Annotated in this window: 23 protein-coding genes; 10 read left to right on the plus strand and 13 right to left on the minus strand. The window is 60.4% G+C overall.

The window, feature by feature from the left end:
• Positions 1-63 precede the first annotated feature (63 nt).
• From DV706_RS20085 to DV706_RS20125, 9 genes are read right to left on the minus strand one after another with little or no spacing between them, the layout of a single operon-like run.
• The gene (locus tag DV706_RS20085; RefSeq protein ID WP_006067411.1) at positions 64-1,920 is read right to left on the minus strand and encodes a Na(+)/H(+) antiporter subunit D; all 1,857 of its coding nucleotides are present in this window, start codon (positions 1,918-1,920) and stop codon (positions 64-66) included.
• Entirely contained in the window at positions 1,917-3,881 is a 1,965-nt protein-coding gene (locus DV706_RS20090) for a proton-conducting transporter transmembrane domain-containing protein (RefSeq protein WP_006067410.1), read from the minus strand. The genes DV706_RS20085 and DV706_RS20090 overlap by 4 nt, the downstream gene beginning before the upstream one ends.
• Positions 3,882-5,402: a proton-conducting transporter transmembrane domain-containing protein gene (locus DV706_RS20095; RefSeq protein ID WP_006067409.1), complete on the minus strand. Its 1,521-nt coding sequence runs from the start codon at positions 5,400-5,402 to the stop codon at positions 3,882-3,884.
• The gene (locus DV706_RS20100; protein ID WP_006067408.1) at positions 5,395-5,778 is read right to left on the minus strand and encodes a cation:proton antiporter subunit C; all 384 of its coding nucleotides are present in this window, start codon (positions 5,776-5,778) and stop codon (positions 5,395-5,397) included. Before DV706_RS20100 ends, DV706_RS20095 begins: the two co-directional genes overlap by 8 nt.
• Entirely contained in the window at positions 5,771-6,271 is a 501-nt protein-coding gene (locus DV706_RS20105; protein ID WP_006067407.1) for an MnhB domain-containing protein, read from the minus strand. Before DV706_RS20105 ends, DV706_RS20100 begins: the two co-directional genes overlap by 8 nt.
• Complete coding sequence (locus DV706_RS20110; protein ID WP_006067406.1) at positions 6,271-6,819, minus strand: DUF4040 domain-containing protein; 549 nt, start codon at positions 6,817-6,819, stop codon at positions 6,271-6,273. Before DV706_RS20110 ends, DV706_RS20105 begins: the two co-directional genes overlap by 1 nt.
• Positions 6,816-7,148, minus strand: coding sequence for a monovalent cation/H(+) antiporter subunit G (mnhG, locus tag DV706_RS20115; RefSeq protein ID WP_006067405.1), 333 nt, complete (start codon positions 7,146-7,148; stop codon positions 6,816-6,818). The genes DV706_RS20110 and mnhG overlap by 4 nt, the downstream gene beginning before the upstream one ends.
• Positions 7,145-7,432: a cation:proton antiporter gene (locus DV706_RS20120; RefSeq protein ID WP_006067404.1), complete on the minus strand. Its 288-nt coding sequence runs from the start codon at positions 7,430-7,432 to the stop codon at positions 7,145-7,147. The genes mnhG and DV706_RS20120 overlap by 4 nt, the downstream gene beginning before the upstream one ends.
• The gene (locus tag DV706_RS20125) at positions 7,429-8,466 is read right to left on the minus strand and encodes a monovalent cation/H+ antiporter subunit E (RefSeq protein ID WP_006067403.1); all 1,038 of its coding nucleotides are present in this window, start codon (positions 8,464-8,466) and stop codon (positions 7,429-7,431) included. The genes DV706_RS20120 and DV706_RS20125 overlap by 4 nt, the downstream gene beginning before the upstream one ends.
• Before the next feature lie 703 nt (positions 8,467-9,169).
• Between DV706_RS20125 and DV706_RS20130 the strand changes: the two genes are divergently transcribed.
• The 4 genes from DV706_RS20130 to DV706_RS20145 all read left to right on the plus strand — a co-directional run bounded on the left by DV706_RS20130 (position 9,170) and on the right by DV706_RS20145 (position 12,686).
• Positions 9,170-9,520: a (2Fe-2S) ferredoxin domain-containing protein gene (locus DV706_RS20130; protein ID WP_006067402.1), complete on the plus strand. Its 351-nt coding sequence runs from the start codon at positions 9,170-9,172 to the stop codon at positions 9,518-9,520.
• A gap of 101 nt (positions 9,521-9,621) precedes the next feature.
• On the plus strand, positions 9,622-10,875 hold the full coding sequence (locus DV706_RS20135) for an acyl-CoA dehydrogenase family protein (RefSeq protein WP_006067401.1): 1,254 nt from the start codon (positions 9,622-9,624) through the stop codon (positions 10,873-10,875).
• Between the two features lie 40 nt (positions 10,876-10,915).
• Complete coding sequence (locus DV706_RS20140) at positions 10,916-11,506, plus strand: MaoC family dehydratase (RefSeq protein WP_006067400.1); 591 nt, start codon at positions 10,916-10,918, stop codon at positions 11,504-11,506.
• Between the two features lies 1 nt (position 11,507).
• A complete protein-coding gene (locus DV706_RS20145) occupies positions 11,508-12,686 on the plus strand; it encodes a CaiB/BaiF CoA transferase family protein (RefSeq protein ID WP_006067399.1) in 1,179 nt (392 codons plus the stop codon).
• 95 nt (positions 12,687-12,781) lie between these two features.
• Here DV706_RS20145 and DV706_RS20150 read toward each other — a convergent pair whose 3' ends face one another.
• Positions 12,782-14,056 (minus strand): Cdc6/Cdc18 family protein, encoded by a 1,275-nt coding sequence (locus DV706_RS20150; protein ID WP_049889947.1) that lies wholly within the window; start codon positions 14,054-14,056, stop codon positions 12,782-12,784.
• A 583-nt stretch (positions 14,057-14,639) separates the two neighbouring features.
• On the opposite strand from DV706_RS20150, the gene DV706_RS20155 reads away from it, so the two are divergent.
• From DV706_RS20155 to DV706_RS20165, 3 genes are all read left to right on the plus strand, one after another.
• Positions 14,640-15,821, plus strand: coding sequence for a thiolase family protein (locus DV706_RS20155; protein WP_006067397.1), 1,182 nt, complete (start codon positions 14,640-14,642; stop codon positions 15,819-15,821).
• Between the two features lie 64 nt (positions 15,822-15,885).
• Entirely contained in the window at positions 15,886-17,244 is a 1,359-nt protein-coding gene (locus DV706_RS20160; protein ID WP_049889946.1) for an MmgE/PrpD family protein, read from the plus strand.
• 74 nt (positions 17,245-17,318) lie between these two features.
• Entirely contained in the window at positions 17,319-18,389 is a 1,071-nt protein-coding gene (locus tag DV706_RS20165) for a quinone-dependent dihydroorotate dehydrogenase (RefSeq protein WP_006067395.1), read from the plus strand.
• A 36-nt stretch (positions 18,390-18,425) separates the two neighbouring features.
• Here DV706_RS20165 and DV706_RS20170 read toward each other — a convergent pair whose 3' ends face one another.
• On the minus strand, positions 18,426-18,644 hold the full coding sequence (locus DV706_RS20170; protein ID WP_006067394.1) for a hypothetical protein: 219 nt from the start codon (positions 18,642-18,644) through the stop codon (positions 18,426-18,428).
• Positions 18,645-19,066: 422 nt separating this feature from the next.
• Here DV706_RS20170 and DV706_RS20175 point away from each other — a divergent pair, with 422 nt between their 5' ends.
• The 3 genes from DV706_RS20175 to DV706_RS20185 are packed head-to-tail and all read left to right on the plus strand — an operon-like array spanning position 19,067 to position 21,059.
• Positions 19,067-19,627, plus strand: coding sequence for a DUF7344 domain-containing protein (locus DV706_RS20175; RefSeq protein WP_240756935.1), 561 nt, complete (start codon positions 19,067-19,069; stop codon positions 19,625-19,627).
• Positions 19,624-20,322 (plus strand): signal peptidase I, encoded by a 699-nt coding sequence (locus DV706_RS20180; protein WP_006067392.1) that lies wholly within the window; start codon positions 19,624-19,626, stop codon positions 20,320-20,322. The genes DV706_RS20175 and DV706_RS20180 overlap by 4 nt, the downstream gene beginning before the upstream one ends.
• Positions 20,319-21,059: a hypothetical protein gene (locus DV706_RS20185; RefSeq protein WP_006067391.1), complete on the plus strand. Its 741-nt coding sequence runs from the start codon at positions 20,319-20,321 to the stop codon at positions 21,057-21,059. Before DV706_RS20180 ends, DV706_RS20185 begins: the two co-directional genes overlap by 4 nt.
• Before the next feature lie 606 nt (positions 21,060-21,665).
• Here DV706_RS20185 and DV706_RS20190 read toward each other — a convergent pair.
• On the minus strand, positions 21,666-22,904 hold the full coding sequence (locus tag DV706_RS20190; protein ID WP_006067390.1) for a SipW-dependent-type signal peptide-containing protein: 1,239 nt from the start codon (positions 22,902-22,904) through the stop codon (positions 21,666-21,668).
• A gap of 305 nt (positions 22,905-23,209) precedes the next feature.
• Entirely contained in the window at positions 23,210-24,583 is a 1,374-nt protein-coding gene (allB, locus tag DV706_RS20195) for an allantoinase AllB (protein ID WP_006067389.1), read from the minus strand.
• Positions 24,584-24,662: the final 79 nt, after the last annotated feature.

Here is a 24,662-nt window from a genome sequence, read left to right on the forward strand (position 1 = left end):
CGGACGACCGATTCGAGTGTCTCGAGTGTCGGTCGAGTCTCGCCTCGAGAACGCGAAACGGCGTTAGGTAATCAGCAGCCAGAGGACGACCGTCAACAGGATCGTCAACAGGAGGACGGTGGTGCCGATCCCGGTTCGAAGGTGGATCGTCGATGGACGACCGCCGTCTGCGGCGCGGCGTTCCTCGACGTCGACCATCGGGAGTCGGCGGGCAGCGGCATCGACAGCCAGCGCGGGATTGTTCCCGATCCAGTAACAGCTCGTGACGAAGTTAACGACAGCAGCGTCGACGGTGGCGTACGTCCACGTCGTGACGCGCATCGTCCCGCGTCCGAGATGGTACATCACGGGGTTGACGATCAGTGCCGGGTCGGAGTAGTCGAGTTTCGAGAGCGGCTTGCGGATGACCTTGAAGCCGACTGCGGAGATGGCGATGAGGATCGCTGCATCCTGCAGGTGGCCCATGCTGTACGGCGTGAGCGTTTGCTCAGCACCACCGGGGCCAATGAATCCTGTCCCATCAATCAGCGGCAGCAGATCGGTGAAGACCGGCCAACCGACCGCTGGCAGTCCGAGGACGACACACGCGCCGCCGACCGAGAGCATCGCCGTCGTCTGTCCCGGCTTCGAATCGCGGACCTCGCGATCGCTCTCGCCGTGGAAGAAGACGTAGTAGCCGAGTTTGATAAAGGAGAGGAACGTGCCGATGGCACCGATGAACAGCAACCAGTACAGTGCTTGGTACTCCGAGCCACCGTAGTAGCTCGGATCGGCGGCGTCGAGCACCATCCCCTTGCTGATGAAGCCGCTGAAGCCGGGCACGGCGGTAATCGAGAGCGCGCCGATGAAGAAGGCAATCGCGGTCAGCGGCATCTCACGCCAGAGGCCGCCGAGTTTGTAGAGGTCGTTCTCTCGAGTTCGGTAGATGACGACCCCGACGGCCATGAACAGCAGGCTCTTGTAGAGGACGTTGTTGAACAGGTGTCCCATTGCGCCAGCGGCACCGATTGCGGTCCCGATCCCGATCCCGGCGACCATGTACCCAAGCTGAGCCTGGATGTGATAGGACAGCAGCGCACGCATGTCGTGCTGGAGCAGGGCGAAGACGACGCCGTAGACGGCCATCAGGCCGCCCATGTACGCAAGATAGATGTTCCCCTCCGGAACGGCCCGCAGGAGAATGTATGCGCTCGTTTTCGTCGTAAAGGCGGCGAGGAACACCGACGCCGCGAAGTGTGGTCGCGGGTAGGTGTCGGGCAGCCAGGTGTGGAAGCCGACGAACGCGACGTTGACACCGATCCCGAGCACTGCAAGCAAGAGCGGAAGCCCGTCGGCGATCCCGCCAGCCAGTAAGGCATCAGCGTACTCAACGCCCTCGCCGTAGGCGAAGGTTCCGACCTGCGCGTAGTGGGCGATCACCGCGAACAACATCAGACTACCACCGATCCCGTGGGCGAGGGCGTACCGGTAGCCCGCACGGACCGCGTCGCCGCCGTATTGCCAGACGAGCAGCGTGCTCGTCAGCGCCATGATCTCCCACATGAACACGAGGACGAGCCAGTCACCAGCGAAGGCCGCACCGATCGCGCTGGCGACGTAAGCGAGTGCGAACGCAGCCATCGTCTTCGACGCCTCACTCGAGTAGGCGTAGATAACGGCGAAGGTGCCGAGGAACCCGAGTGCGACACCCATCATTCGGGTGAAGTCGTCGATGTAGAACGGCTGTATCTCCGCGAATCCGAGGAATGTCCCCGTCAGATGTGCACCCTCTGGAGCGAACAGTGCGACTGCGACCACGGACGCAAGACTGAGCGCACCGAGCGCAAAGCCAAGGATCCGTGGCAAGACGAGCACGAGCAGGGCCGCTGCAAAGACAATCAGCGGCGGGTAGGCCATCGTCAACATGTCGATTTCGGTCATTCGTCGATCACCTCGAGTGCCTCAGCAAGCGAGAGGCCACGCAACTCATCGAACGATTCGACCCCGAAGACGCCTTCGACGATGTACGTCGCCAGATCGAGGAAGACGGCGTAGTCGGGGACCACTCCGAGCGTAACCGCGCCGGTCGCGATAATGCTGATCGGGACGAGCATGAGCCACGTGCTCTCGCTGAGCGGGGTGTGACGAGCCCAGCCACCGGCTGGTGGGCCGCCGTGGTGGTGGTCGTCGTGGTCGTCATGCGCGTCGTCGTGGCCACCGTGGTCGTGATGGTCATCGTCCGCAGCGTCGTCGGAGACTGTGTGGTCGCTTGGGTACTTGTCGACAGCATACTCGTACGCTTCGTCATCGTCCAGCTCCGCCGGCGTTCCAGCGCCTTTGGATTCGCTTTCGTCGTCATCGCCAGCGGGCTGTGGATGTCCGGATTCAGGCTTCTCGCCACCGTCGGTTGCGTACTCCTCGTCTGCGAAGTACGACTCGCGTTTGCCGCCCGGTGGGAACTCGAGGACAGGTTTGGCGTCGTGTCGGTCCTCGCTCTCGAAGAAGGCCGTGTAGACGACCGGCCAGAGGTAGGCGATGTTGAGGATTCCCGAGACGATCAGTGCGGCCGCGAAGATCCAGTAGCCGCCGCCGACGCTTCCCGATCCGATCAGCATGTAGAACTTGCTGACGAAGCCGGCGACAAGCGGCATCCCGGCCATGCCGGCCGCACCGATAGCGAAGGCGGACATCGTCAGCGGCATCCGTTTGCCGATGCCGGCCATCTCGCTGACGTAGTCAGTGTGGGTTTCGACGTGGACGGCCCCCGCACAGAAGAACAGGGTGAGCTTCCCGAACGCGTGGGCGGGGATGTGGAACAGCGCCCCGAGGATCGCGTACGGATGGAGCAGCGACAGCCCCAGTACGATGTAGGAGAGCTGTGCCGTCGTCGAGAACGCGAGTCGACGCTTGAGATGGTCTTTGCGCATCGCGATGATACTCGCCGCAGTGAGCGTAAACGCCGCGAGTATCGCCACCGGAATGTTCAGCCCGACCTCACCGATCGCAGGCACGTTCAGCGGCAGGTCGTGGATCAGTCCCGGCCCGAACACCTCGAGGATCACTCGAGCGACGCCGAACGCGCCGGATTTGACGACTGCGACCGCATGGAGCAGTCCGGAGACGGGTGTCGGCGCGACCATCGCGTCGGCCAGCCAGGAGTGAAGCGGCATCACGGCGGCTTTGACGCCGAAGCCAGCGATCAGGAGGTAGAACGCAGCTTGGGCGATAGCCGGGTCTGCGGCAGCGGCTTCGGACAGCATCTCGATACCGCCGGATTCGAACGCCAGATGGGCGTTCCCGGCAGGATCTGCGCTACTGGTGAGCCAGTAGACCAACACGGTTCCGGCGAGCAGGAAGACCCCGCCACCGAAGAACGTGTAGGTGAGGTATTTCCGACCCGCGATGCGGGCTTCGTTGTCCTCGTTGTGAGCGACCAGCGGGTAGGTGACGAGGCTCAACAGCTCGTAGAAGATGAAGATCGTCACCAGGTTCCCGGAGAAAGCGATCCCGATCGCCGTCGAGAGGCTCGCTGCGAACGCCGCGAAGAACCGGGTCTGGGCGTGTTCGTCCAGCCCGCGCATGTAGCCAGCGGCGTAGAACGAGGTAAAGATCCAGAGGAAACTCGCGAGCATCGCAAACAGCATGCCGAGCGGATCGGCACGCAGGACGAAGTCGATCCCGGCGAGGAACTCGATGCCGAGTGACTCGCTGAGACTCCAGTAGTAGGTCGTCCCGTCCATGACGCCCGGGAGCATACTCGCGACGATCCCGAACTTCGTCAGTGCGGCGACGACCGACCAGCCCTCGCGGACGTTCGGATAACGATACGACGCGATGATCAGACACATCGCGACCGCCGATACGAGGACGGCGGCCAACGGCAGTATGGACGCTTCAGTCATTTAGTTGAACACCTCCGAAGTAAACGGCTCGAGCCACTCGAAGAAGGCACCACCCGTAAAGCCGAGCCCGATGGCGACGATGGCTGTCGCGATGAGGATGCCGAGCATACCGATCGAGACGGCTCCGGCCCTGCCACCGTCGGTTGCAACCCCTGCTGGGTGTGGCGAGTCGACGCCAGTTGCCGGCGTGAAATACATCTTCTCGAGCAGCCGCGCCGAATACGCCAGCGTCAGCATGGTGCTGAGGAAGATGACGATCGCGATGGGCCACAGCTCGGCTTCGACCGCGCCGACGGCGATATACCACTTGCCGATGAAGCCAGCCGACGGCGGGATGCCGATCAGTGCGATCAGCAAGAGCGCGATCGAGCCGGCCGCAAACGGCCTGTTGCTGGCGAGTCCAGCGTACTCATCGACGGTTCGGGCACCGTAGCCGACGGCGACGACGCCAGCCCCGATGAAGAGGCCGGCTTTGATGACGCCGTGGCCGATCAGGTGGATGACCGCGCCGACGAACGCCGTCTGTGTGACGAGGCCGTAGGCAACGACGATGAGGCCGAACTGCGAGACCGAGGAGTACGCGAACATGCGTTTGACGTCGCGCTGGATCACGGCGAGCGTGCTCCCGGCGAGGACGCTCACAGCGCCGACCGTGACGACGATCTCGGTCAGATACGGCGTTGCGGTGAGGAACTCGGGTCCGAAGACGTTGTACATGATTCGACCGAGTGCGTACGCGGAGACGGTCGAGACGAGGGCGGCAATCACTGGGGTGACGCCGTCAGGAGCGTGCTGGTAAGCGTCGGGCTGCCAGCTGTGCAAGGGCCACTGGGCCACCTTCAGCGCGAAGCCAACGAAGATGAACGCAAAGGCCGCACGGAGCAGCGTCAGATCGCTCCCGCCGTTGTCGGCGATCTGTGGAATCACCTCACCGAGGACTTCCATGTTCAGTGCGCCGGTTGCCATGAACAGGAAGCCGACACCGATCAGGTACATCGAGGCCCCGAGCGTGCCGAGGATGAGATATTTCAGGGCGGCGACTGCGGATTCGGGACCGTCGCCGCTGGCGATCATGGCGTAGGTTGCCAGCCCGACGATCTCGAGGAAGACGAACATGTTGAACACGTCGCCAGTCATCGAGAGGCCGAGCAGGCCACCGACGAGCAGCAGGTAGCCGGTGTAGAACGTGTTTCCGCGCGGACCGCCGGTGCGGGTGTATGCGAGGACGGCCGCAGCAGTGACCGTGACGAGAAGGGCGATCAGCACGGAGAACTCGTCGGCGACGAGTTCGATGCCGATCCCCTGTGGTTCGCCCCAGCCGCCGAGGACGTGGACGACGCGGCCGGTTTCGTAGACGGCGGCGGCGAGATAGGCCGTCGCCGCAAACAGCGCCGTCGTCGTGATCGCAGCCACGGACCAGCCGGTTCGGTCAAATCGGAGGCCGAGTGCGATCGGCACGGTCGCAAGCAGGATCGGCGCGGCGATCAGCAGGGCCGGCAGCAGTTCGGCGAGTCTACTCATCGGCACGCACCTCCCGAAGGGTATCCTCGCGGAGGGTTCCATACTCCGCGTAGATGCGGACGATCAGTGCCAATCCGACGGCAGTCAGCGCAATCCCGACGACAATCGCGGTCAGCACGATCACGTGCGGAAGCGGACTCGCCATTGCGAGCTCGCCCGGGTTTGGGTCGGCTGGCACGATCGGTGCGCTTCCGCCTTCGACGTAGGCGACCGCGACGAAAAACAGGAAGATCGCGGTCTGGAAGAGGTTGACACCGATCAGCTTCTTGACGAGGTTCTCGCTTGCGATCATCATATACATCCCGATGCCCATCACGACGAACATCAGCGCGTAGGCGTACCGCGTCGTCAGAACGTCGACTGCAGCTTCAATCATCGTCTTTCACCTCCGTCTCGAGGCCGTCGTTTTCACGATGTTCGGGCGTAAAGCCCGCGGCGGTCGCGAAAAAGAGCGTGATGACGATGCCGGCGACAATCAGTGCGACGCCGCCGACTTCAATCGCTTCCATCCCCCAGTAGTGGGCGATGCCGAAGGCCTCGGTGAACTGGTCGTACTCGAGGAAGTTGCCCCCGAGTGCGATAGTCGCGAGACCGGTGGCGATGAAGATGGTGACGCCGCCGGTCACGAGACCGACAATAAAGGAGTTTTTCAGCCACCGACGGGTGGGTTCGATCCCGAACGCGAAAGCGAGCATGAGGACGGTGACGCCGATAATGGCACCACCCTGGAAGCTCCCACCGGGCGTGTCAGCGCCGTGGAGGCTCATGAACATCCCGTAGGTGAGGATAAACGGTGCGATGATCTTGACCGAGGTCATGATCACCTGGCTTTCGGTGTAGGTATCGTCGTAGGATTCTGCACGAGACATTATGTGAACACCTCCCGTTTCAAGACGAGGAGAACGGCGAGCCCGGCCGCGAAGACGACGACGGCCTCACCGAAGGTGTCGAACCCACGGTAGGAGGCAAGCACCGCACTCACGGCGTTCTGGGCACCGGTATCAGCGTACGTTTCCTGCAGGTAGTACAGCGAGGGCGTCTGCTCGAGCACCCCGCCACCCCAGACCGGCGCGTCTTCGACACCAACGGCGTACATATCCGGCAGTAGCGTCATCAAGACGAGCACGAACGCGCCGACGGCGACGATCGCTGGCACGTTGATCTTCTCGAACAGCCGGTCGGTCGGTGGTCGGGTCGTCCGCGCGATTGTCAACAGAAGCAGGATCGTCGTCACGCCGGCTCCGATCGCGGCTTCGGTCATCGCGACGTCGGGCGCAAGCAGGTACGTATAGAGGATCGCCATGCCGAGGCTGTAGGCGCCGAAGACGACGATCACCGAGAGGACATCCCGAAACAGGGCCGTCGCGAGCGCGGTGAGCAGGATGAACAGGGCCAGCGTCAGTGCGAACGGGCTCATTTCGACTCACCCTCCTCTGTGTCGTCAGCAGTCAGTGGATCGATCCCGCTCTCTGCGGCGGAACGAGCGATCGCGTGTGCTGCCGTCGGGTTCGTGATGAACACGAAAAACAGCAACAGGACGGTGTACACCGCCGAGTGCTGCCAGCCGAGCGCGATCGCGACGGCTGCAAGTGCGAGTCCAGCACCGAGCGTGTCCGCCTGAGATGCGGTGTGGGCTCGGGCGTAGACGTCGGGCAGTCGAAGCACGCCCACCGCCGAGACGAACGTAAAGAACAGCCCGAATGCGACGAGCACGACGATCGCCCAGAAGCGAAGCGATTCGATCATAGGACACCACCTCGCTCAACGGTGAACTTCGAGATGGCGATCGCCATCAGGAAGTTCAGCAGGGCGTAGATCAGCGCGATATCGAGGAACCACGGCTCGTCGAGTCCCGCCGCGAGCAGCGCGAGAATCACGACCGTGTTCGTCCCGAGAACGTTCACCGCGAGCAGTCGATCTTGGGTCGTTGGCCCCGCGACTGCGCGATAAAACATCATGATCGCGAGGACGACGAACAGCGCGGCCGCCCCGAGGAAGATCTCCTCGATGGTCACACCACTTGGAATCACTGGTCGTCACCTCGGATAATCTCTGTATCACCGCGCTCGCGCGGCGTCGGGATCGCTGCCGATTCGCGTCCGTAGAAGACGAACCTGATGGCCCGCTCGAGGTCGCCATCGAACAGTCCCTCACGTGCGGACGGAATCAGGGTATGGACGAGCAGCCGCTGGTCGTCGGCCCGGACGACGAGCGTGCCTGGCGTGAGCGTGATGCTGTTTGCCAGTGCGAGCAGCGGGAGCCCGCTTCTGACGCGGGCGTTGATCCGTGTCATCGTGGGTTCGATGGGCATCGATGGCCGTAGGATGACGAGCGAGATTGCGAGATTGGATTTGACGATCTCCCAGAGGAGATACGGCACGTAGAACGCAAACCGAATCGTCCGGATCGGTGACTGGACACGGTCCAGCGGGAACGTGAACGTGATCTGTGCAAGCGACACCGAAACGATCCCGGCAACCGCGGCTCCTGTCACGAGATCGAACCAGTACGTTGGATCACCGAGTACGAGATAGAAGCCATAAGAGATCCAGAACATCGCGAACAGCCGATCGAAGCGTTCGGTTCCGTCACCGACTAACCGCTCGTGGCGAGCCGGTCGCTCGACTGGCGCTTCGTCGTAGGCGATTCCGACGCGCTCGAGTTCGCGTTCGATCGATTGCAGCATCTGGGCCGTCGCTCCGGGCTGGTACTCCGGATCGAGAACGACTTGATCGATCCCGTGTTCGTCTGCGTAATCGTTGAACGTATCGGCGAAGTCGCGAGGGCCAAAGAGGTACTCGTCTGTTCCGAGCAGTGCTGTTTCGATCGTTACTGGCCTACTGCCCGCATCTTCCTGGGCCCAGCTTCTGGCTTTCGAGAGCAGTTCTGATGCTGCTTCGGTGTGTTGTTGACTCTCTGGCAAGTCCGTCTCGTGGGGTAAGGCCACCACGAGATGGATGTCGAGTTCGTCGCTGTTCTCGAGGCCAGACCGAACCGCATACCCGACCGTTTGTCGGACGGTCACCGTGTCCGACAGCGGTACGAGTAGTCGTTCAGCCGCCACGGCGAACCCCCCTTCTTGGTGACCGTCGTTGGATATTCATGGACTCGTTGATAGTCGACTCAAGCGTTACCCGTAGGAAAACAATTTCGTTATCCTGCAGTTGGCCCAGTCGTTCATCATACACCCATTAGCCGATCGTATCTGCTCAAATATGTCGGCTAATTCCGATAGTGTGTGGGTGAACGTTGTATTTCATCGGACTTGTGGGGGTAAGTGACTCGAGGACCGGCCCCGAAGTAGTTCACCGTGTATGTTACGTGCGTACAATGTGTGTCTCGTCTCATAGCGATCATCGCGCAAAATCACGGTCTCGAAATCGTGGTATCACACCAACTGCACCGATTTCCACGTCCATCTATAGTAACAACTGCAACTATTTACACACTGATCGAATCGCTCACGGGTCGTTCCTCCCCGTTCACTTTCCGTGGTTCTCACTCACTTCGTTCGTTCCGAACCGCGCACGCTCCGAACCACGCTCCCGTCGTGCCATCAGGTGTGCATTGACTTCCAGTGGCTACTATAGCCGCTTTGCAGTCTGGTGTGCACGACGGTCAGAAGCGACCACTGCTTCCAATACGTGTGTTCGCTACCGACCACAAGCTTTACAATATTAGTTTCAGTAGAGAAATTCAACTTTCATGCCGATGACCGAACCCGTCTCGATCCGAATCGATGTCCCCGCGAGTCGAGTGCAGCCGAAATGAAACGCCGAACTGACCACCAACGGGAACGACTCGAGGCGCAGGTGTTCGTCTGTACGACCGACCGCGACGGTGAGTACGCTTGCTGTGCCGATGCCGGCGGAAAAGAAACCGTTGAGGCAATCAAATCCTGGCTCCGTGACCGCAACGCCTTCTGGTCGCCGATTTCGGTGACAGAGACTCAGTGTCTGGGGCTCTGTAGCGAGGGTGGTACTGCGCTTGCGATTCAGCCGCGCAACGAGTGGTACTCCGACGTCCAACCAGAAGACGTACCTGACCTTCTCGAGTCCGAGTTCGGTCCGAATGCCGACCGTGTCGGCGACGTGTACGAGCAGCGACCGCCCGAGTGAGACGCTCGAGGACGCAGGCGGATTCGTAGCGAGCACGTCCCGACGATCGAGACACCGCTTGCGACACAACGTTTTTCTCTCGACCTGACGACACCTACCCGATGGCGAGACTCCTGCGCGATGCGGTTGCACTCACTGAGAGCCAACAACTCGTTCGCTCGAGTATCAGCGACATCTGTTCGGATTTCGACCACGAGTACTGGCGGCGACGAGCTGCCGACGGAGAATACCCCCACGAGTTCGTCGATGCGCTCGCAGATCACGGCTGGATGGGAATTCTCGTCCCTGAAGCGTACGGCGGTGCGGGAATGGGAACCCAGGAAACCGTCGTCATGATGGAGGAAATCGCAGCCAACGGCGGCGGGTTCAGCGCTGCACAGGCCGTCCACGGCGGCGTCTACAACTCCGTGCCGATCGTCGAATACGCGAGCGAGGAACTCAAAACGGATCTGCTTCCCCACGTTGCCAACGGCGAGCGTTCGATCCAGGCGTTCGGGCTGACCGAACCAAACGCGGGCTCGAACTCGACGGCGATCGAGACGCGTGCAGAGAAGAGCGAGGCGCGTTGCACCTCGGAACGAAACGGCGCAGCCGCGTCGAACGACGGCGACGAGTACGTCATCAACGGCCAGAAGATCTGGACCTCTCGCGTCGATGTCTCGGATTACGTCGTCGTCGTTGCGCGGACGACACCCCGGGCCGAGGTCGAGAAACGAACCCACGGGATCTCGATGTTCCTCGTAGATCTCGAGGACGCCCACGAGCAGGGCGCTCTCGAGATGGAGTCGATCCCCAAATCAGCCAGCGAGTTCGTCCACTCGTTCGAACTCTGGTTCGACGACCTACGCGTGCCCGCGAAGAACCTCATTGGTGTCGAGGGCGAGGGCTTCTACCAGGTACTCGACGGACTGAACGAGGAACGACTCGTCATCGCTGCCGAGTGTATCGGGCTGGGACGGCTGGCACTCGAGCGCGCAGTCGAGTACGCCAACGACCGGGAGGTCTTCGACCGCGCTATCGGCTCGAATCAGGCGATACAGCACCCCCTGGCGGAGGCCTACGCTCGCCTACAGGCGGCAAAACAGCTGACCTACAACGCCGCGGATCGCGCCGCCTCGGACGAGGATGTCGATTTGGGTGCGTATGCGAACGCAGCGAAGTTCCTCGCCGCGGATGCGGCCTACGAGGCGGCCGATGCAGCGGTCCAGACTCACGGCGGGTTCGGCGTCGCAAGGGAGTACGACGTCGAACGCTACTTCCGAGAAGCACGCCTGACGCGGCTGGTGCCGATCACTCAGGAACTGGCGCTGAACTATCTCGGCGAGAACGTGCTTGGACTCCCGCGATCGTACTGACGACGTACCAACTGCTGTCACCAGAACCACCCCACGAATCATGTCCGATACAGACGAAACCACCGATACAGACGCAACTGACGACGAATCAACCGAAAAACGACTCGTCTCCGGCTGGCACGGCCGCTACTACGAGGATTTCGAGGTTGGCGACATCTACAAACATCCGTTCGGACGCACCGTCACCGAGACGGACAACGTCTGGATGACGAACGTGACGATGAACCTCAACCCGATGCATTTCAACGAGGCCTACGCGGCTGAGACGGAGTTCGGCGAACGCCTCGTCGACGGCACGTTCGTCATCGCGCTCGCGGTCGGCATGAGCGTCATCGATATCTCGGTCAACGCCACGGCCAATCTCGGCTACGACGATATCCGCCACCACAGTCCAGTCTTCCACGGGGACACGATCTTCGCCGAAAGCGAGGTGTTGAGCAAGCGTGAACTCGAGTCCCGGGATCACGTCGGTATTGTCGAAACCGAACTTCGGGCGTACAACCAACACGGCGATCTCGTGCTCTCGCTTGAGCGAACCCCGATGGTCCTCAAACGCAGCCATGCCGAGCCGTCGGCCGCCGAGCCGCCGGGCTGGCCTGAGGGCATCGGCACGCAGCCGGAGGAACTCTAGCGTGCTTGCACTCGAGGACATTACGGTCGTCAGTCTCGAGAGTGGGATCAGCGCCCCGCTGTGTACTCGACTGCTCGGTGATTTCGGTGCCGAAGTCATCAAAGTCGAACGCCCCGGTGTCGGCGACGTCAACCGCCATTGGGATTCGGTCGTCGACGGCGACTCCTCGGCGCACGTCTGGGTCGACCGCAACAAGCTGAGTGTCGAGTTGAATCTCAAGAGCGACGAGGGAACTGCGATCTTTCACGAACTCGCCGACGAGGCCGACGTCGTCGTCCAGAACTACTCACCGGGCGTCGTCGACCGCCTTGGGGTCGGCTACGAGGACGTTCGCGAAATTAATGAGGATATCATCTATCTGAATATCTCCGGCTACGGCCGGGACGGCCCCTACAGCGACCGGAAGGCCTACGATATGGTCATGCAGGGCGAAACCGGCCTCATTCTGATGAACGGCTCGCCGGACGCTCCAGCCAAGATCCCACTGAGCGTCTGTGATATCAACGCCGCGACCTACGGCACGATTTCGACCTTGCTCGCGCTCTTCCATCGCGAACGCACCGGCGAGGGACAGGAACTCGACGTTACGATGTTCGGTGGGATGCTCTCGTGGCTCGGCTACTTCCCACAGAAGTACTGGCACAACGACGAGCTTCCGGAGCGAATCGGCATGCGCCACCACCTGCTGACACCCTACGGCCCCCACGAGACGGCCGACGACCGATACATCAACTTCGCCATCCTCAGCGAGGCCCACTGGGAACTGCTCTGTGACGCCGTCCTCGAGCAACCCGATCTGCTCTGTGACGAGCGATTCGCGACAAACGAGGACCGAGTCGAGAATCGTGACGTCCTCGAGCCGACGATCGAGTCGCTCATCGTCGACCAGTCTCGGGACTACTGGGCCAACCGACTCGACGAGGCCGGCATTCCGTGGGGCGACGTCAACCAGCTCGACGACGTCCTCGAGCATCCACAGACGGACCATCTTGACCTGGTCAAAGACCTCGAGACCGAGGACGGTCCGATCCCCTACATCGACACGCCAATTGACTCGGATACGCTCGAGTTTGCAGCCGAACCGATGCCCAACCTCGGTGAGGATACGGACGATGTGTTAGCGGCGCTTGGCTACTCGAGTGAGGAGATCGAACAGTTGCGGGCCGACGACGTGGTCTAAGCGTTGTGGATAGCTGGACTAGGTAGGTTGAGACACCCCCGATTTTCAGTGAAACGTGTTCGGGGACACCCCTCGTTTTCAGTGAAAAACAATACCTATATAGATAACTGGCTCTGGATATCTCGCTGTGTTTCTGAAGACTCGATACAGGCGGACATGACAACGTCTGGATCATGCAGCAGTCGATGGGTTCGATAACTTCCTTGCCCTTTCCCACCGCCCGTGTGACGACTTTCCGTAATTTCAGGTAGTGTCCACTTTTTCATTAAATCCAAGACACGTTGATGGGTAAGCGATTCCCCGACTGCGATTTCAGCCACGATACAGTAGGCATCGTATAGTTCGCCAGTTGAAAATGAATCCGCGAGTCTTGTTTTGGTAAGATACGCAAGTGCATACAGTGCGTACCGCGAGTGTGGTGTTCCATTCTTAATTACCTGAATTGACCGATTCAGATCACTGTACTCGTCGGCATCGCGAACGTGATCCTCGGTTACATGCTCACTGTCATCTTTTTCTGCGAGTTTACCAGCTGATCGGAGAATGTCAAGTGCGCGACGTGCATCACCGTGATCACGAGCGGCGAGCGCAGACGCTAGCTCGATCACGCCGTTCTCGAGCACATCATCCTTGAACGCGTCGCTACGACGCTCAAGAATCGCTTGTAGTTGATTGGCGTTATAGGGTGGGAAAATAATCGGATCGTCCTGAAAACTCGATGCTACACGCTCATCAGGAGCATCGGTGTAATCGGTCTTGTTGCTGATCGCGACAACTGAGATATAACATCCTGTTTTCCCTGCTTCTTCCGATCGAGAGAGTTTCGAGAGGATTTCAGCAGTGTCATTTCCAAGTTTGTCAATTTCGTCAAGGATGACTATCAGCGAATCGGACTCGTGAAGTAGTCCATCAGAATCCCATAGAGAATCATAGTAGCGACTTGCACCTACTCCCTCTTTCGGAATATAACGGTCGGGATCTATGGCGTCTCGGACCTCAAACGCCATTTTTCGAGCGGCTCGTGTTTCGGTGTTGTATTGATCACAGTCAACATAGGCAGCAGTCAAATTCGTGCCCTGCAGTTGTGCAACTCCTCGAGCACGACCTGTGACGTGTTTCGCCACAAGTGATTTACCAGTCCCTGTCTTTCCGAACAGAAATCCGCTCTCGGGCGGATCACCGAAAGCAGCTGGTTTGAGTAGAGCTTCTACAGTCTCTATTTCGCGGTCACGACCGACGATCCGGTCTTTCTGTGGAACGTGCTGTGGCCGAAGAAGTTCTCGTCGTCGAAAAATAGATGTGGCCGCGTCAGCCAGTGGATCATCTTGAAGATCCTCGACCGATGGTGTCGGGATTGGATCGTTTCCCATTAGTACAACAATTCAAAACAACCAACATAAATTCACCGAACCTCATTTTCAGTGAAAGTAGCCTTGACTGTTTCTTTGAGGGCTAAAAAGGCTATTTTAAGAAAGTGGTCTGCAACACACCCACCCCTCGTTTTCAGTGAAAGCGTTCGAAAACGCATACCTGCTTTTCCACTTGAGTTCGAATAGCCTAATCGCATTATTATATTTGTTTTGGTATAGGTAAAGTAGAAATGATAGAATGCATAGAGAGTCGATCTATCCTATACATTGGTAGACCTATCTTCAGTTCACCCAGTCTTTTATTATCGCTGGCTTTGGTAACCGTGATTGTAGTTAGACTGTTCACGGCTTTCACTGAAAACGAGGGGTGTGTCTGTTCCACCTCACCAGTGTATAATCGAATAATCCAGATAGAAACTCTCTACAGTGACTTTGGATCGGAAGTGAGGTGTGGTCAGAGAGATTTTCGCTCCACATCGACTCCATCTTTCCCGTCGCTCGGCACTCGAGACTCGAGCACTCCATCTCCAACCAGGTATGTCCCTGGAACAACATTAATGCGGACTCACGTGGACGGCCCACCATGTCTGATACTGAACCAGATATCGTCCTCGTCGACGGTGCGCGAACGCCACACGGAACGCTACTTGGCTCGATTGCGGATGTCGAGGCTGTCGATCTCGGCCGAACGGCCATCGATGGCTTACTCGAGCGCGTCGCGATCGACGGCGCGGACGTCGACTGGGTGACCCTCGGAAACGCGATTCAGGCCGGGATCGGACAGGTGCCCGGACGACAAGCGGTTATCAAGTCGGAGTTGCCGAACGAGACACAGGCGACGACGGTTAACGAAGCCTCCGGCTCGGGGCTGCGGGCGATTACGCTCGCGGCCGACCGGATCGCGGCCGGTCGCGCAGATCTCGCGATCGCCGGTGGGTTCGAGTCGATGTCGAACGCGCCGTGGATTCTGCCCGGATATCGTAAGGGGCGACGCCACGGCGACGTCGAACTCAAGGATTCGATGCTGCTGGACTCGCTGTGGGACGTCAACCTCGACCTCCACATGGGCGAAATTACCGAGCGACTCGTCGACCGCGAGGACGTTTCTCGAGAAGCACAGGACGAGTACGCCCTCGAGAGCCACCAACTGGCGGCCGAGGCGATCGACTCGGGCGAGTTCGACGACGAGACCGTTCCCGTCGAGACGCGCGCGGGCAGTGTCGAGCAGGACGAAGGGCCACGACCCGACTCGACGCTCTCGGAGCTGGCCGAGTTGCCGACGCCGTTTCGCGATGGCGGCACGATCACGCCCGGAAACGCCTCGAAGCTCAGTGACGGCGCGGGCGTGGTGTTACTGGCCGACGGCGACACAGCCATCGATCGCGGCCTCGAGCCGATGGCGACGCTCGTCGACTACGACCTGGTCTACCGAAATCCGGACGAGTTCAACGAAGCCGTTAGCGATGTCGTCGCAACCTTGCTCGAGCAAAACGACCTCGCGGTCGACGATATCGACGCGTTCTGGATCAACGAGGCGTTCGCCGCCCAGTCGGTGTACGTTATGGACCGCCTCGAGATCCCACGCGAGACAATGAATCCCTGTGGCGGTGCGATCGCGTTCGGGCACCCGATCGGTGCCTCGGGTGGGATGCTCACCGCCAGTCTCGGCTATCAGCTGCGAGACGATCCCGACGTTTCGCGCGGGCTCATCGGGATGAGCGTCGGTGGCGGCGGTGCGATCATGGCGCTGTTCGAGGAGCGTTGACACCGCTCGAGTCGGATCGGCTGCCGTCCGATACTATATGCCATTCCACGCAGATAGGACGAGCATGACAGATACAGACATGGATCGGGCAGCTACGGAACTCGCGACGTTCACCACGTCGCTATCTCCCGACGACATTCCAGAACAGGCCCTTCGGCTCGCCGAACGGGCCATTCTGGACACGGTCGGGGTAACACTCGCAGGAGCGGCTGCCGACGCCGGTGCAATAGCGACAACAGCGGTCAGTGACGGGACCGGCGAGACGACGCTGCTCGGCCGAGCTGAGACGCGCCCACTGTCGGACGCCGTTTTCAGTAACGCAACTGCTGGCCACGCACTCGACTTCGACGATGTTGCGCTCGCGGCGATGGATGGCCACCCGAGCGTGCCGATGGTCGCACCGCTGCTTGCCGTCGCCGAACGAGAGAACGCGTCGGGACGCGACGTCCTGACGGCCTTCGTCGCCGGCTTCGAGACCCAGTGTTATCTCTCGCGGCCGATTAGTCCCGGCCATTACGAAGGCGGCTGGCACGCGACGTCGACGGTCGGCGTCTTCGGTGCCGCTGCGGCTGTTTCGAAACTGCTCGAGCTACCGCAGGCACGCGTTGAACACGCTCTCGGGATCGCCGCCTCAATGCCGGCCGGTCTCAAACGCAACTTCGGTTCGACGACGAAACCGATCCACGCCGGACAAGCCGCCCGATCGGGGACGACCGCGGCCCTGCTCGCTGCCGAGGGCGCAACGGCGGACGCTGCGGCGATCGACGGCGAGCGCGGCTTTTTTGACTCGTATCAAGGCGATGGAAAACCGGACCTCGAGCGACTCCCCGAGTTGGGAACCCGATGGTCGCTGCTCGAGGACGGCATCGACGTGAAAAAATACCCCTGCTGTTACTACACCCACGCTGCAATCTACGCTGCGAGCGAGCTTACAGACACACACGGACTCGCGCCCGAGGAGATCGACGACGTAGTCGTCACGGCCTCTCAGGGTGCGGTTGACGCCCTTGCCCACGACGATCCGTCAACGGGACTCGAGGCGAAGTTCTCGATGCCGTATCTCATCGCGAGTGCCATCGCTCGAGAGCGCGTCGACCTCGCAGCGTTCGACGACGAGCACATCGATGACCGGCCGGTCCAGTCCGTTCGAGAACGGGTGTCGCTGACCGTCGACGACGAGTTGCCCTACGACTCGAACGCCGCGGCCGTCGAGATCACGACGCGCTCAGGAGAGCGCCACGAACAGTTTCGGGCGAAGCCGCCGGGAACGCACGACGACCCCCTTTCCGACGACGAACTCCACGAGAAGTTCCGGCTGTGTGCCGAGCATGCACCCGACGCTGTCGACATCGACGGCGCGTGTGCCGACCTCGATGCGCTCCGAACGCTCTCGGACGTGCGTCGCCTCCTCGAGAAACTGTAACCCACTCGCCTGGATGCGCCAGTCGTTCGACAGCTTCGAGACGTTTACTTAGCCGCCGGTCTGAATAGCTGCCAATGACGCTCTATTCGCGGGCTCGGCCGCTCGCATTCAAGCTTCCAGCCGAGACGGCCCACGACCTCGGCAAGCGGACGCTTCGGGCGGCGCAGTCGACGTGGCCGACACGCAAAGCGCTTGCAACGGCCTATCAGTACACCCATCCAGCACTCGAGGTCGATCTCTTTGGCACCACGTTTCCGAACCCGGTTGGCGTCGCCGCGGGCTTCGACAAAAACGCCGACGTGACCCACGCACTCGAGGCGCTTGGCTTTGGCTTCGTCGAAATCGGCACTGTTACGCCCTATCCACAGTCGGGCAACGATCGCCCCCGACTGTTCCGACTCCGAGAGGACGAGGCGATGATCAATCGGATGGGCTTTAACGGCCAGGGAATGGAGCGCGTCAAATCGCGACTCGAGACCGATGGCACGCCCGGATTCCCGCTTGGGGTGAACATCGGAAAGATGAACTCCTCGAGCGAGTCGGAAGCGATCGAAGACTATCGGCGGGTGTTCGACCGCCTGTCACCGTTTGCCGACTACGTCGTCGTCAACGTCTCCTGCCCGAACACGCCCGAGGAGTTCGACGAGGGCTCGCCCGAGCATCTTCGCGCGATCTTCGAGATGCTCGAGGCCGAAAACGACGCCGAGAAACCGATTCTGGTGAAGATCGGCCCCGATTCACCCGACGACTCGATTCTGGACCTCGTGGATATCGTCCAAGAGTTCGGCCTCGATGGGATCGTCGCAACGAACACCTCGACGACTCGCGAGGGTCTCGAGTCCCCGAACCGGGAGGAGTGGGGCGGCCTCAGCGGGAAACCGGTCGAGGATCGATCCACTGCGGTCATCCGAATGATCGCCGAGTACACCGACGGTGACTTGCCGATCATCGGTGTCGGCGGCGTCGATTCGGCGGGGGCGGCTTACGAAAAGATCCGTGCCGGCGCCTCGCTTGTCGAACTCTACACCGGGTTCGTCTACGAGGGTCCGTCGACGGCAAAACAGATCAACCAGGGACTCGTTGCGCTGCTCGAGCGGGATGGCTTTTCATCGATCGAAGACGCCGTGGGCGCGGACCTCGAGTAGCGACCAGTCGTTTCTCTTGGCCAATCACACCCGCAGTTAGTCGCTGGGGCCGGGATCGTCGATCGCATCGTCGAGTCCGTGTAACTCTGCTGGGCCGACGGCTTCGCTGGCGCGCTCCGTCTGGATTTCTCGACTCGGCGAATCCTCTTGCTGTGATTCGACCACGGGCTCGGCGTCGCCGGTTACGGAGAGATACACTGATCGGAGTTGTTCTGTTCGGGTTGTCTCGTCGTGTTCGGTGGATGATCCTGTCATTGGATGTGACCGCTGCCGGAACCAATTGGTTCGATAATAAATATAAACCGACTAGCTATTTCATGACGTGAGAACCGCTGTAAGCAGACTCGCCGATACTAACTGAACTGGCGCAATTTCTGGTGTCGCTTTGTGTTCACAATCACGTGTGACGAGAGTAATCTGCTCTGAACTGTCTCTAGTGACCACCAAACCGCCATATATCGTGGTCGATGACGTTCTACATAGCTCATAACTATTCATAATTGACGTGATGCTTGAGATATGGGGAGGAATGGACGAGCGAGCGAGCGCACTGCGACTGTGCTCTCCAAGGCTGTACTGACGTGGGGAATGACCAATTCGGGAGCGACTCTCTTGTGTCGACACTCGAGGCCATAATGTCGACGAGCGTTTCACAAGCGGCCAGTGACCCCGAATCGGTGGACCGAAGGCCACAGCTCTCACAGGACGTGGCCTTCGAGATGTTGAGCTGTCGTCGACGGCGATACGTGCTGCACTATCTCAAGCAAGCAGACGGCGTTGCCGACCTTCGTGAACTTGTCGAGCATATCGCAGCTTGGGAAAACGACGTCTCGACGACTGAAGTGACCTACGAGCAACGAACGCGCGTCTACACCGCGTTGCGACAGTCACATCTGCCAAAACTGGACGACAGTGGCATCATCACGTTCGACGCAGATCGCGGAACCGTCGTACTCACTGACGCCGCATCGGAACTCGAGGTGTATCTCGACGTCGTCCCACACGACGACATTCCGTGGAGCAAGTACTACCTCGGGTTGGGCGTCCTCTGCACTGGCTTCGTCGTCGGAACGTGGATTGGGCTACTTCCGTTTTCTTTGCTTCCACCGCTGGCGGGGACGGCCCTCGTGACTGCGTTGTTCACCATCTCGGCTGTCGTTCACGTTCGGCATGATAACCGAATGCGCCTCGGCACGGACGGGGTACCGCCGAACGGCACCGGAGGTGAGGGCGAATGAACATGCACTCGAGCGTCAAAACCGGACTCACTGTCCTCTTCGGCGGCGGCCTGTTGATCCTACTGTTGCTCGTTGGCAGTATTGCTATGCCGGGGCTCGTCGGCGGCGACGATACGTATATCGTCACATCTGGCAGCATGAGCCCGACGATCGAGCCGGGTGATGTCATCGTCACGCAGGATGTCTCGCCGGACGAGATCGAAACCGGCGATGTCATCACCTTCCACGACGGGAGCAGCGCCGATTCGGGCTATGTCACCCACAGAGTCGCCGATATTGTCGAGGAAGATGGCGAGCGCTACTTCGAGCTACAAGGTGATGCCAACGACAATCCAGACGAGGGACTCGTCCCGGCCGAGTACGCACAGGGTGATCTCCACTGGCACATTCCGTATCTCGGCCACTTGCTCCTGTTCGCTCGCTCGAGTCTCGGTCTGCTCGTTCTCGTGATTGGGCCGGGACTCGCGCTCGTTGCATCGGGAAGCTGGCAGTTGCTCCGTGAACTGGGTGTCGTTGGCACCGATCCCATGCCAGAACTCGAGGCCGCTGAGGAGCCGCCAGCACTCGAACCCGCCGACAACGGAGCGCTCGAGGACAAGCCGAACGAGCAGACGACCGACCCGAACGCGGACGCCGCCAACGGACAGCCGAGTTCTACGGACACCGCCGACACAGAGACGGAGAACGACCAATGACCCACACGCATGCAACTCGATTCGTCGTCGCGGTCGTCCTCCTCGCTACAGTCGTCGCCGCAGGCTCGGTAGCCCCGACTGCCAGCCACGTTTCGGATTCGGAGTCCTTCGAGGGCAACCATATGAGCACTGCGGATGCGTGGGGGATCGACCTTGCCGTCGAAGCGGGTGAGCCCGACCTCTTGATGGCCGAACACAGCACCGATACTCTCGAGATCACGGCCACGGTCACGAACGATCACAGATACACCGAGGAGGTGACCGTTTCTCTCGAGGTTGGAACCGAATCCGAGACCGAGGTGATGACGCTCGAGGGTGGTGAGTCAGAGAGTGTCACGTTCGTCCTTGACGCTGACGAGCTGGGTGAGGGTGATCACGAGTACGTCGTTGCTGCCGCAGAGGAGGAAGACCACGGACAAGTGACCGTCTCCGGTAGCGAAGCGGATGACGATAACGACACGGAGCCAGACGAAGACGACAAGCAAGAGTCCGAAGGTGACGACCTCGAGGGTGATGATGGTGACGACGCTGATGGCGACGAATCGGACTCGGAAGATGAAACCGAGAGTGGTGATGACGAGGCGGAAATCTCCGACGATGGGCAAACGGACGGCAGTGATTCCGGCGAAGAGAACAACGATGCGGACAATGATGAAGAAAATCCGGATTCCGAGAACGCGGGAGGTTTTGAGGACGGCGAAGCCGATGACGACGGAAGTGACGGCGACGAGACCTGAACCGCTGATCGATCCTCAGATCGGATGAACGGATGCTGACTCTCCGTAATAGACTACGTGTGGTGGAACTGGCATCTTTTGGGTAGTACTTGATGGGCGAACAGACGCCACTATAGTAACAACTGAAACTGTTTGTACACCGATCGCACAGCTGGCGTGCGATCGGGTGCGCACTGATGTTCAGTGGCTACTATAGAACCAAGTTGTTGGGACGGCGGAATCCGGTTTGGATGATCTTTCTCTGACGATAGACGGCGGGGGCTTCCCACGAGCAGGGGCTTGCTGGTTTGGGGAATTTCAACAACACCGGTTTACTATGCCAGAGACAACGCTGGCAGTGCCATACTACTGTTACTTGGATCGCCTCGGTTAGCACTCAGCACGTCGTAGGGGTGTTTAAAAAATACATGCGGGAGCTGTGTCCCCGAGCTACGTACGTGGTTTTAGCGATCTATCCCGGCAGGCTAACCTCAGAGCCCTCGGCTGAGGGTGGAAATAGGCAACAGGGTACTCACTACGACTTTTGTTAGTGAGTTCACCCGGCGCACGGTCACGTCCGGTCGGATCAAATCGAGAAATTAAAAGCCGCTAGCGTAAGGGAACCGTTCAGTCGTCGTAGTCTGGCCAGTCGGGCTCTGGGTCCTCGTTGTGGCGGCGCTGTTCGGTGTAAAACTGCAGGTCGAAGTCAATGCGGTTGCGCTCGACTTCGTTGCCGACGTCCGTCGGGAGACACCACTCGAGGAGAAGGAACCGGGTGTTCGACTCTGGCGTGTAGGCGGGTACGTCGACGGGGTCGTCGGTGCAGTACCAGAAGGTGATGTTGCTGATCTGGAAGTACTCCCGGTTGGGGTTTCGCGGATTCTCCGCGGCGTAGGCGCGGACGCCGCCATCGTCGCGCTCGCAGTCGTACTCCGTCGGTTCCCGCTGTGGTTCGCCCGCGATCGCACCGCCACCGACGACGACCTGACAGAGCCCGATGTCGCCTTCGACCACTTCCCAGTCGAAGCCGACCTGATCGCCGTCTTCGAACTCGACTTCCGTGAGTTTGATCACCACCTCCTCGTCGTCGATCGTGAACGTGAACGTGGTCTCGTCGTCGATCTTGTCGATGTCGTTCAGGTCACCGTCCGTGAACTCTGCGATGTTGTCGCTGTCGATCGTCTCGAGGGCGACACAGCCCGTTCCATCCTCGTCTTCCTCGGTGAACTCCGTCGGGTACGCGTCGAGGAGGAGCCCGTCGTTCAGCTCGTCGAGCACGTCCTCGAGCGAGCCGTCCGCGATGACGAGGGCGTCCTGGTCGACGTCCTCTTTCGTCTCGGGAACGCCGTATCGCAGGGTCGCGTCGATCTTCTCAGCCAGTTTACCGTCGTACTCTTTGTTCTTGGTCCGGAACCAGACCCAGCCGTCGTTCCCACAGAGGTGGTAGCTGAGCCTGAGCGAGCCACAGTCGCCCGGCTTGACGTCCTCGATCCCGAGAACGGGCTTGCTCCGGTAGTCGGGGGTTCGAAACTTCGAGTCGCGGGGATCCGTCTCTCTGATCTCCTCGAGAATCTCCCCACAAACCTCCTCTGCGAAGAACTCCTCGTCGAGACTGCCGTCGTGGTCGTCTTTGTACTGTGCGTCCGGGAAGGCGTCGATCGGCTCGAGTCCGTCACCCGAGTCGTACCGGTTCTCCCAGTCGACGACGAGATTCAGTTCGCCAGCCACCAGTTCGTTGCCATCGAAGTGTTCACCGTCACTGAAGAACGCACTCGTCCCCGCACCCACGAGTGCCCCACCGACACCGATAGTACCGAGTCCTGCGAGCACGTTTCGCCTCGAGATCGAATTTGGTTCGTCTGTCATGGTTGTCTCCCCCACGTCGGAGTCGGGCTGCCGTGACACGGCGTCGCCACGTGGCGAGCCGCCGGCGCTCACTCCAAGTGAGACACCAGAAGCAACCGGATGAAGGGGTGTATATATACACAGCCATGCAGACCGCTAGACGGAGCCTCGGAGGCACTCAATAAACGGTAGCCAACTTGTTACGAATTTCGTGACTGTTCTCGAGCGTGTCAATAACTGGCTACTGATGCCGAACGCGACCGCTCGAGTGCCGTCGCTGCTTTCCATACCCACCGAAGACAGTGGCTGAAAACGATTCAGTTCAGTTATACGTCGTCGACGTCGACTCGAGTCCCGTGTCCAGCGTCGCCAACCACGGCGCCGTCCTCGTACACCACGTTGCCGCGAACGACGGTCGTCGTCGCTTTGCCCGTAAAGGACTCTCCGATGAACGGTGTCACGCAGTTTTTCGAGTGGAGGTCGTCGCTGTCCTCGAGTGTCCACTCGAGGTCGGGATCGACGATCGTGAAGTCGGCGTCGGTGCCGACCTGCAGCGACCCCTTCTTGGGGTACATCCCCCAGATCTGGGCGGGCCGGGTCGAGTGGCGGTGGATCCACTCCTCGAGCGTGAGCCGGCCCTGGTCGACGAAGGTGAGCAGCGCTGGGATTTCGGTCTCGAGGCCGACGAAGCCCGAGATCGCCTCCCAGGTGTTCCCGAAGGGGTCGTCGACTTTCTTTTCCTCTGGGGTGTGGGGTGCGTGGTCGGTCGCGATGCTGTCGATCGCACCGTTGTCGATGCCGACGTCCCAGAGCCGCTCGCGCTCGTCGGCGTCCCGAATAGGTGGTTGAATCCGTGCTGGGTTGCCCTTCTCGCGCATGACCTCCTCGGTAAACCACAGATAGTGGGGACAGGTTTCAGCAGTGACGTCGACGCCGCGGTCTTTTCCACGGGCGACGGCCTCGGCAGCCGAACCCGAAGACACGTGGAACATGTGGATCTTCGCGCCGGTCTCCTCGGCGAAGGTGAGCATGCGTTCGACGGCTTCCTGCTCGGCGATGACGGGCCGCGAGTGGGAGTGATCGATCGGATCGTTCTTCCCGGCTGCTTTGAACTGCTCCGTGTAGTGGTCGATGATCTCGCCGTTTTCCTCGTGGAAGCCGAGTCGCTTGCCCGTTTCTCGGATTCGCTCCATCGCCTCTATGATTTCGCCGTCGTTCGGTGGCGGCACGTCGCCAACTGTGGAGCCGAGGAAAATCTTGTAGCCGAGTGCGCCGGCCTCGTCGAGGTCGGGAATCAAATCGAGGTTTTCGGACGTGACGACGACGTAGCTCTGGAAGTCGACGTGAGCCGACGCCTCCCCGCGGTCGAACTTCAACTCGAGGTGCTCCGGGCGGTCGATCACCGGGTCAGTGTTTGGCATCCCAACGACGGTCGTCACACCGCCGGCGGCGGCCGCACGCGTGGCCGACTCCCAGTCTTCTTTGTACTCAAGTCCGGGCTCGCGGTTGTGGATGTGGCCATCGACGATACCGGGGACCAGAACATTCCCGTTCCCGTCGAGAACTCGGTCTGCGTCGGGCAGTTGGTCGCTTCTGCCGACGGCAACGATGGTTCCGTCCTCGACAGCGACGCCCGCGTCGGGCGTTCGCCCGGCAGGGGTGACAACGGTACAGTTGCGTACGACGAGGTCGACACTCATTGCCGGAAGTTGCCAACCGTCGCGCATATACCTTCTGTTGACCGATCGAGCAGGGATTGGCGTCTTCGAGTCGTTTCCA

The sequence above is a fragment of the Natronorubrum bangense genome (genome assembly GCF_004799645.1).
Taxonomy (GTDB): Archaea; Halobacteriota; Halobacteria; order Halobacteriales; family Natrialbaceae; genus Natronorubrum; species Natronorubrum bangense.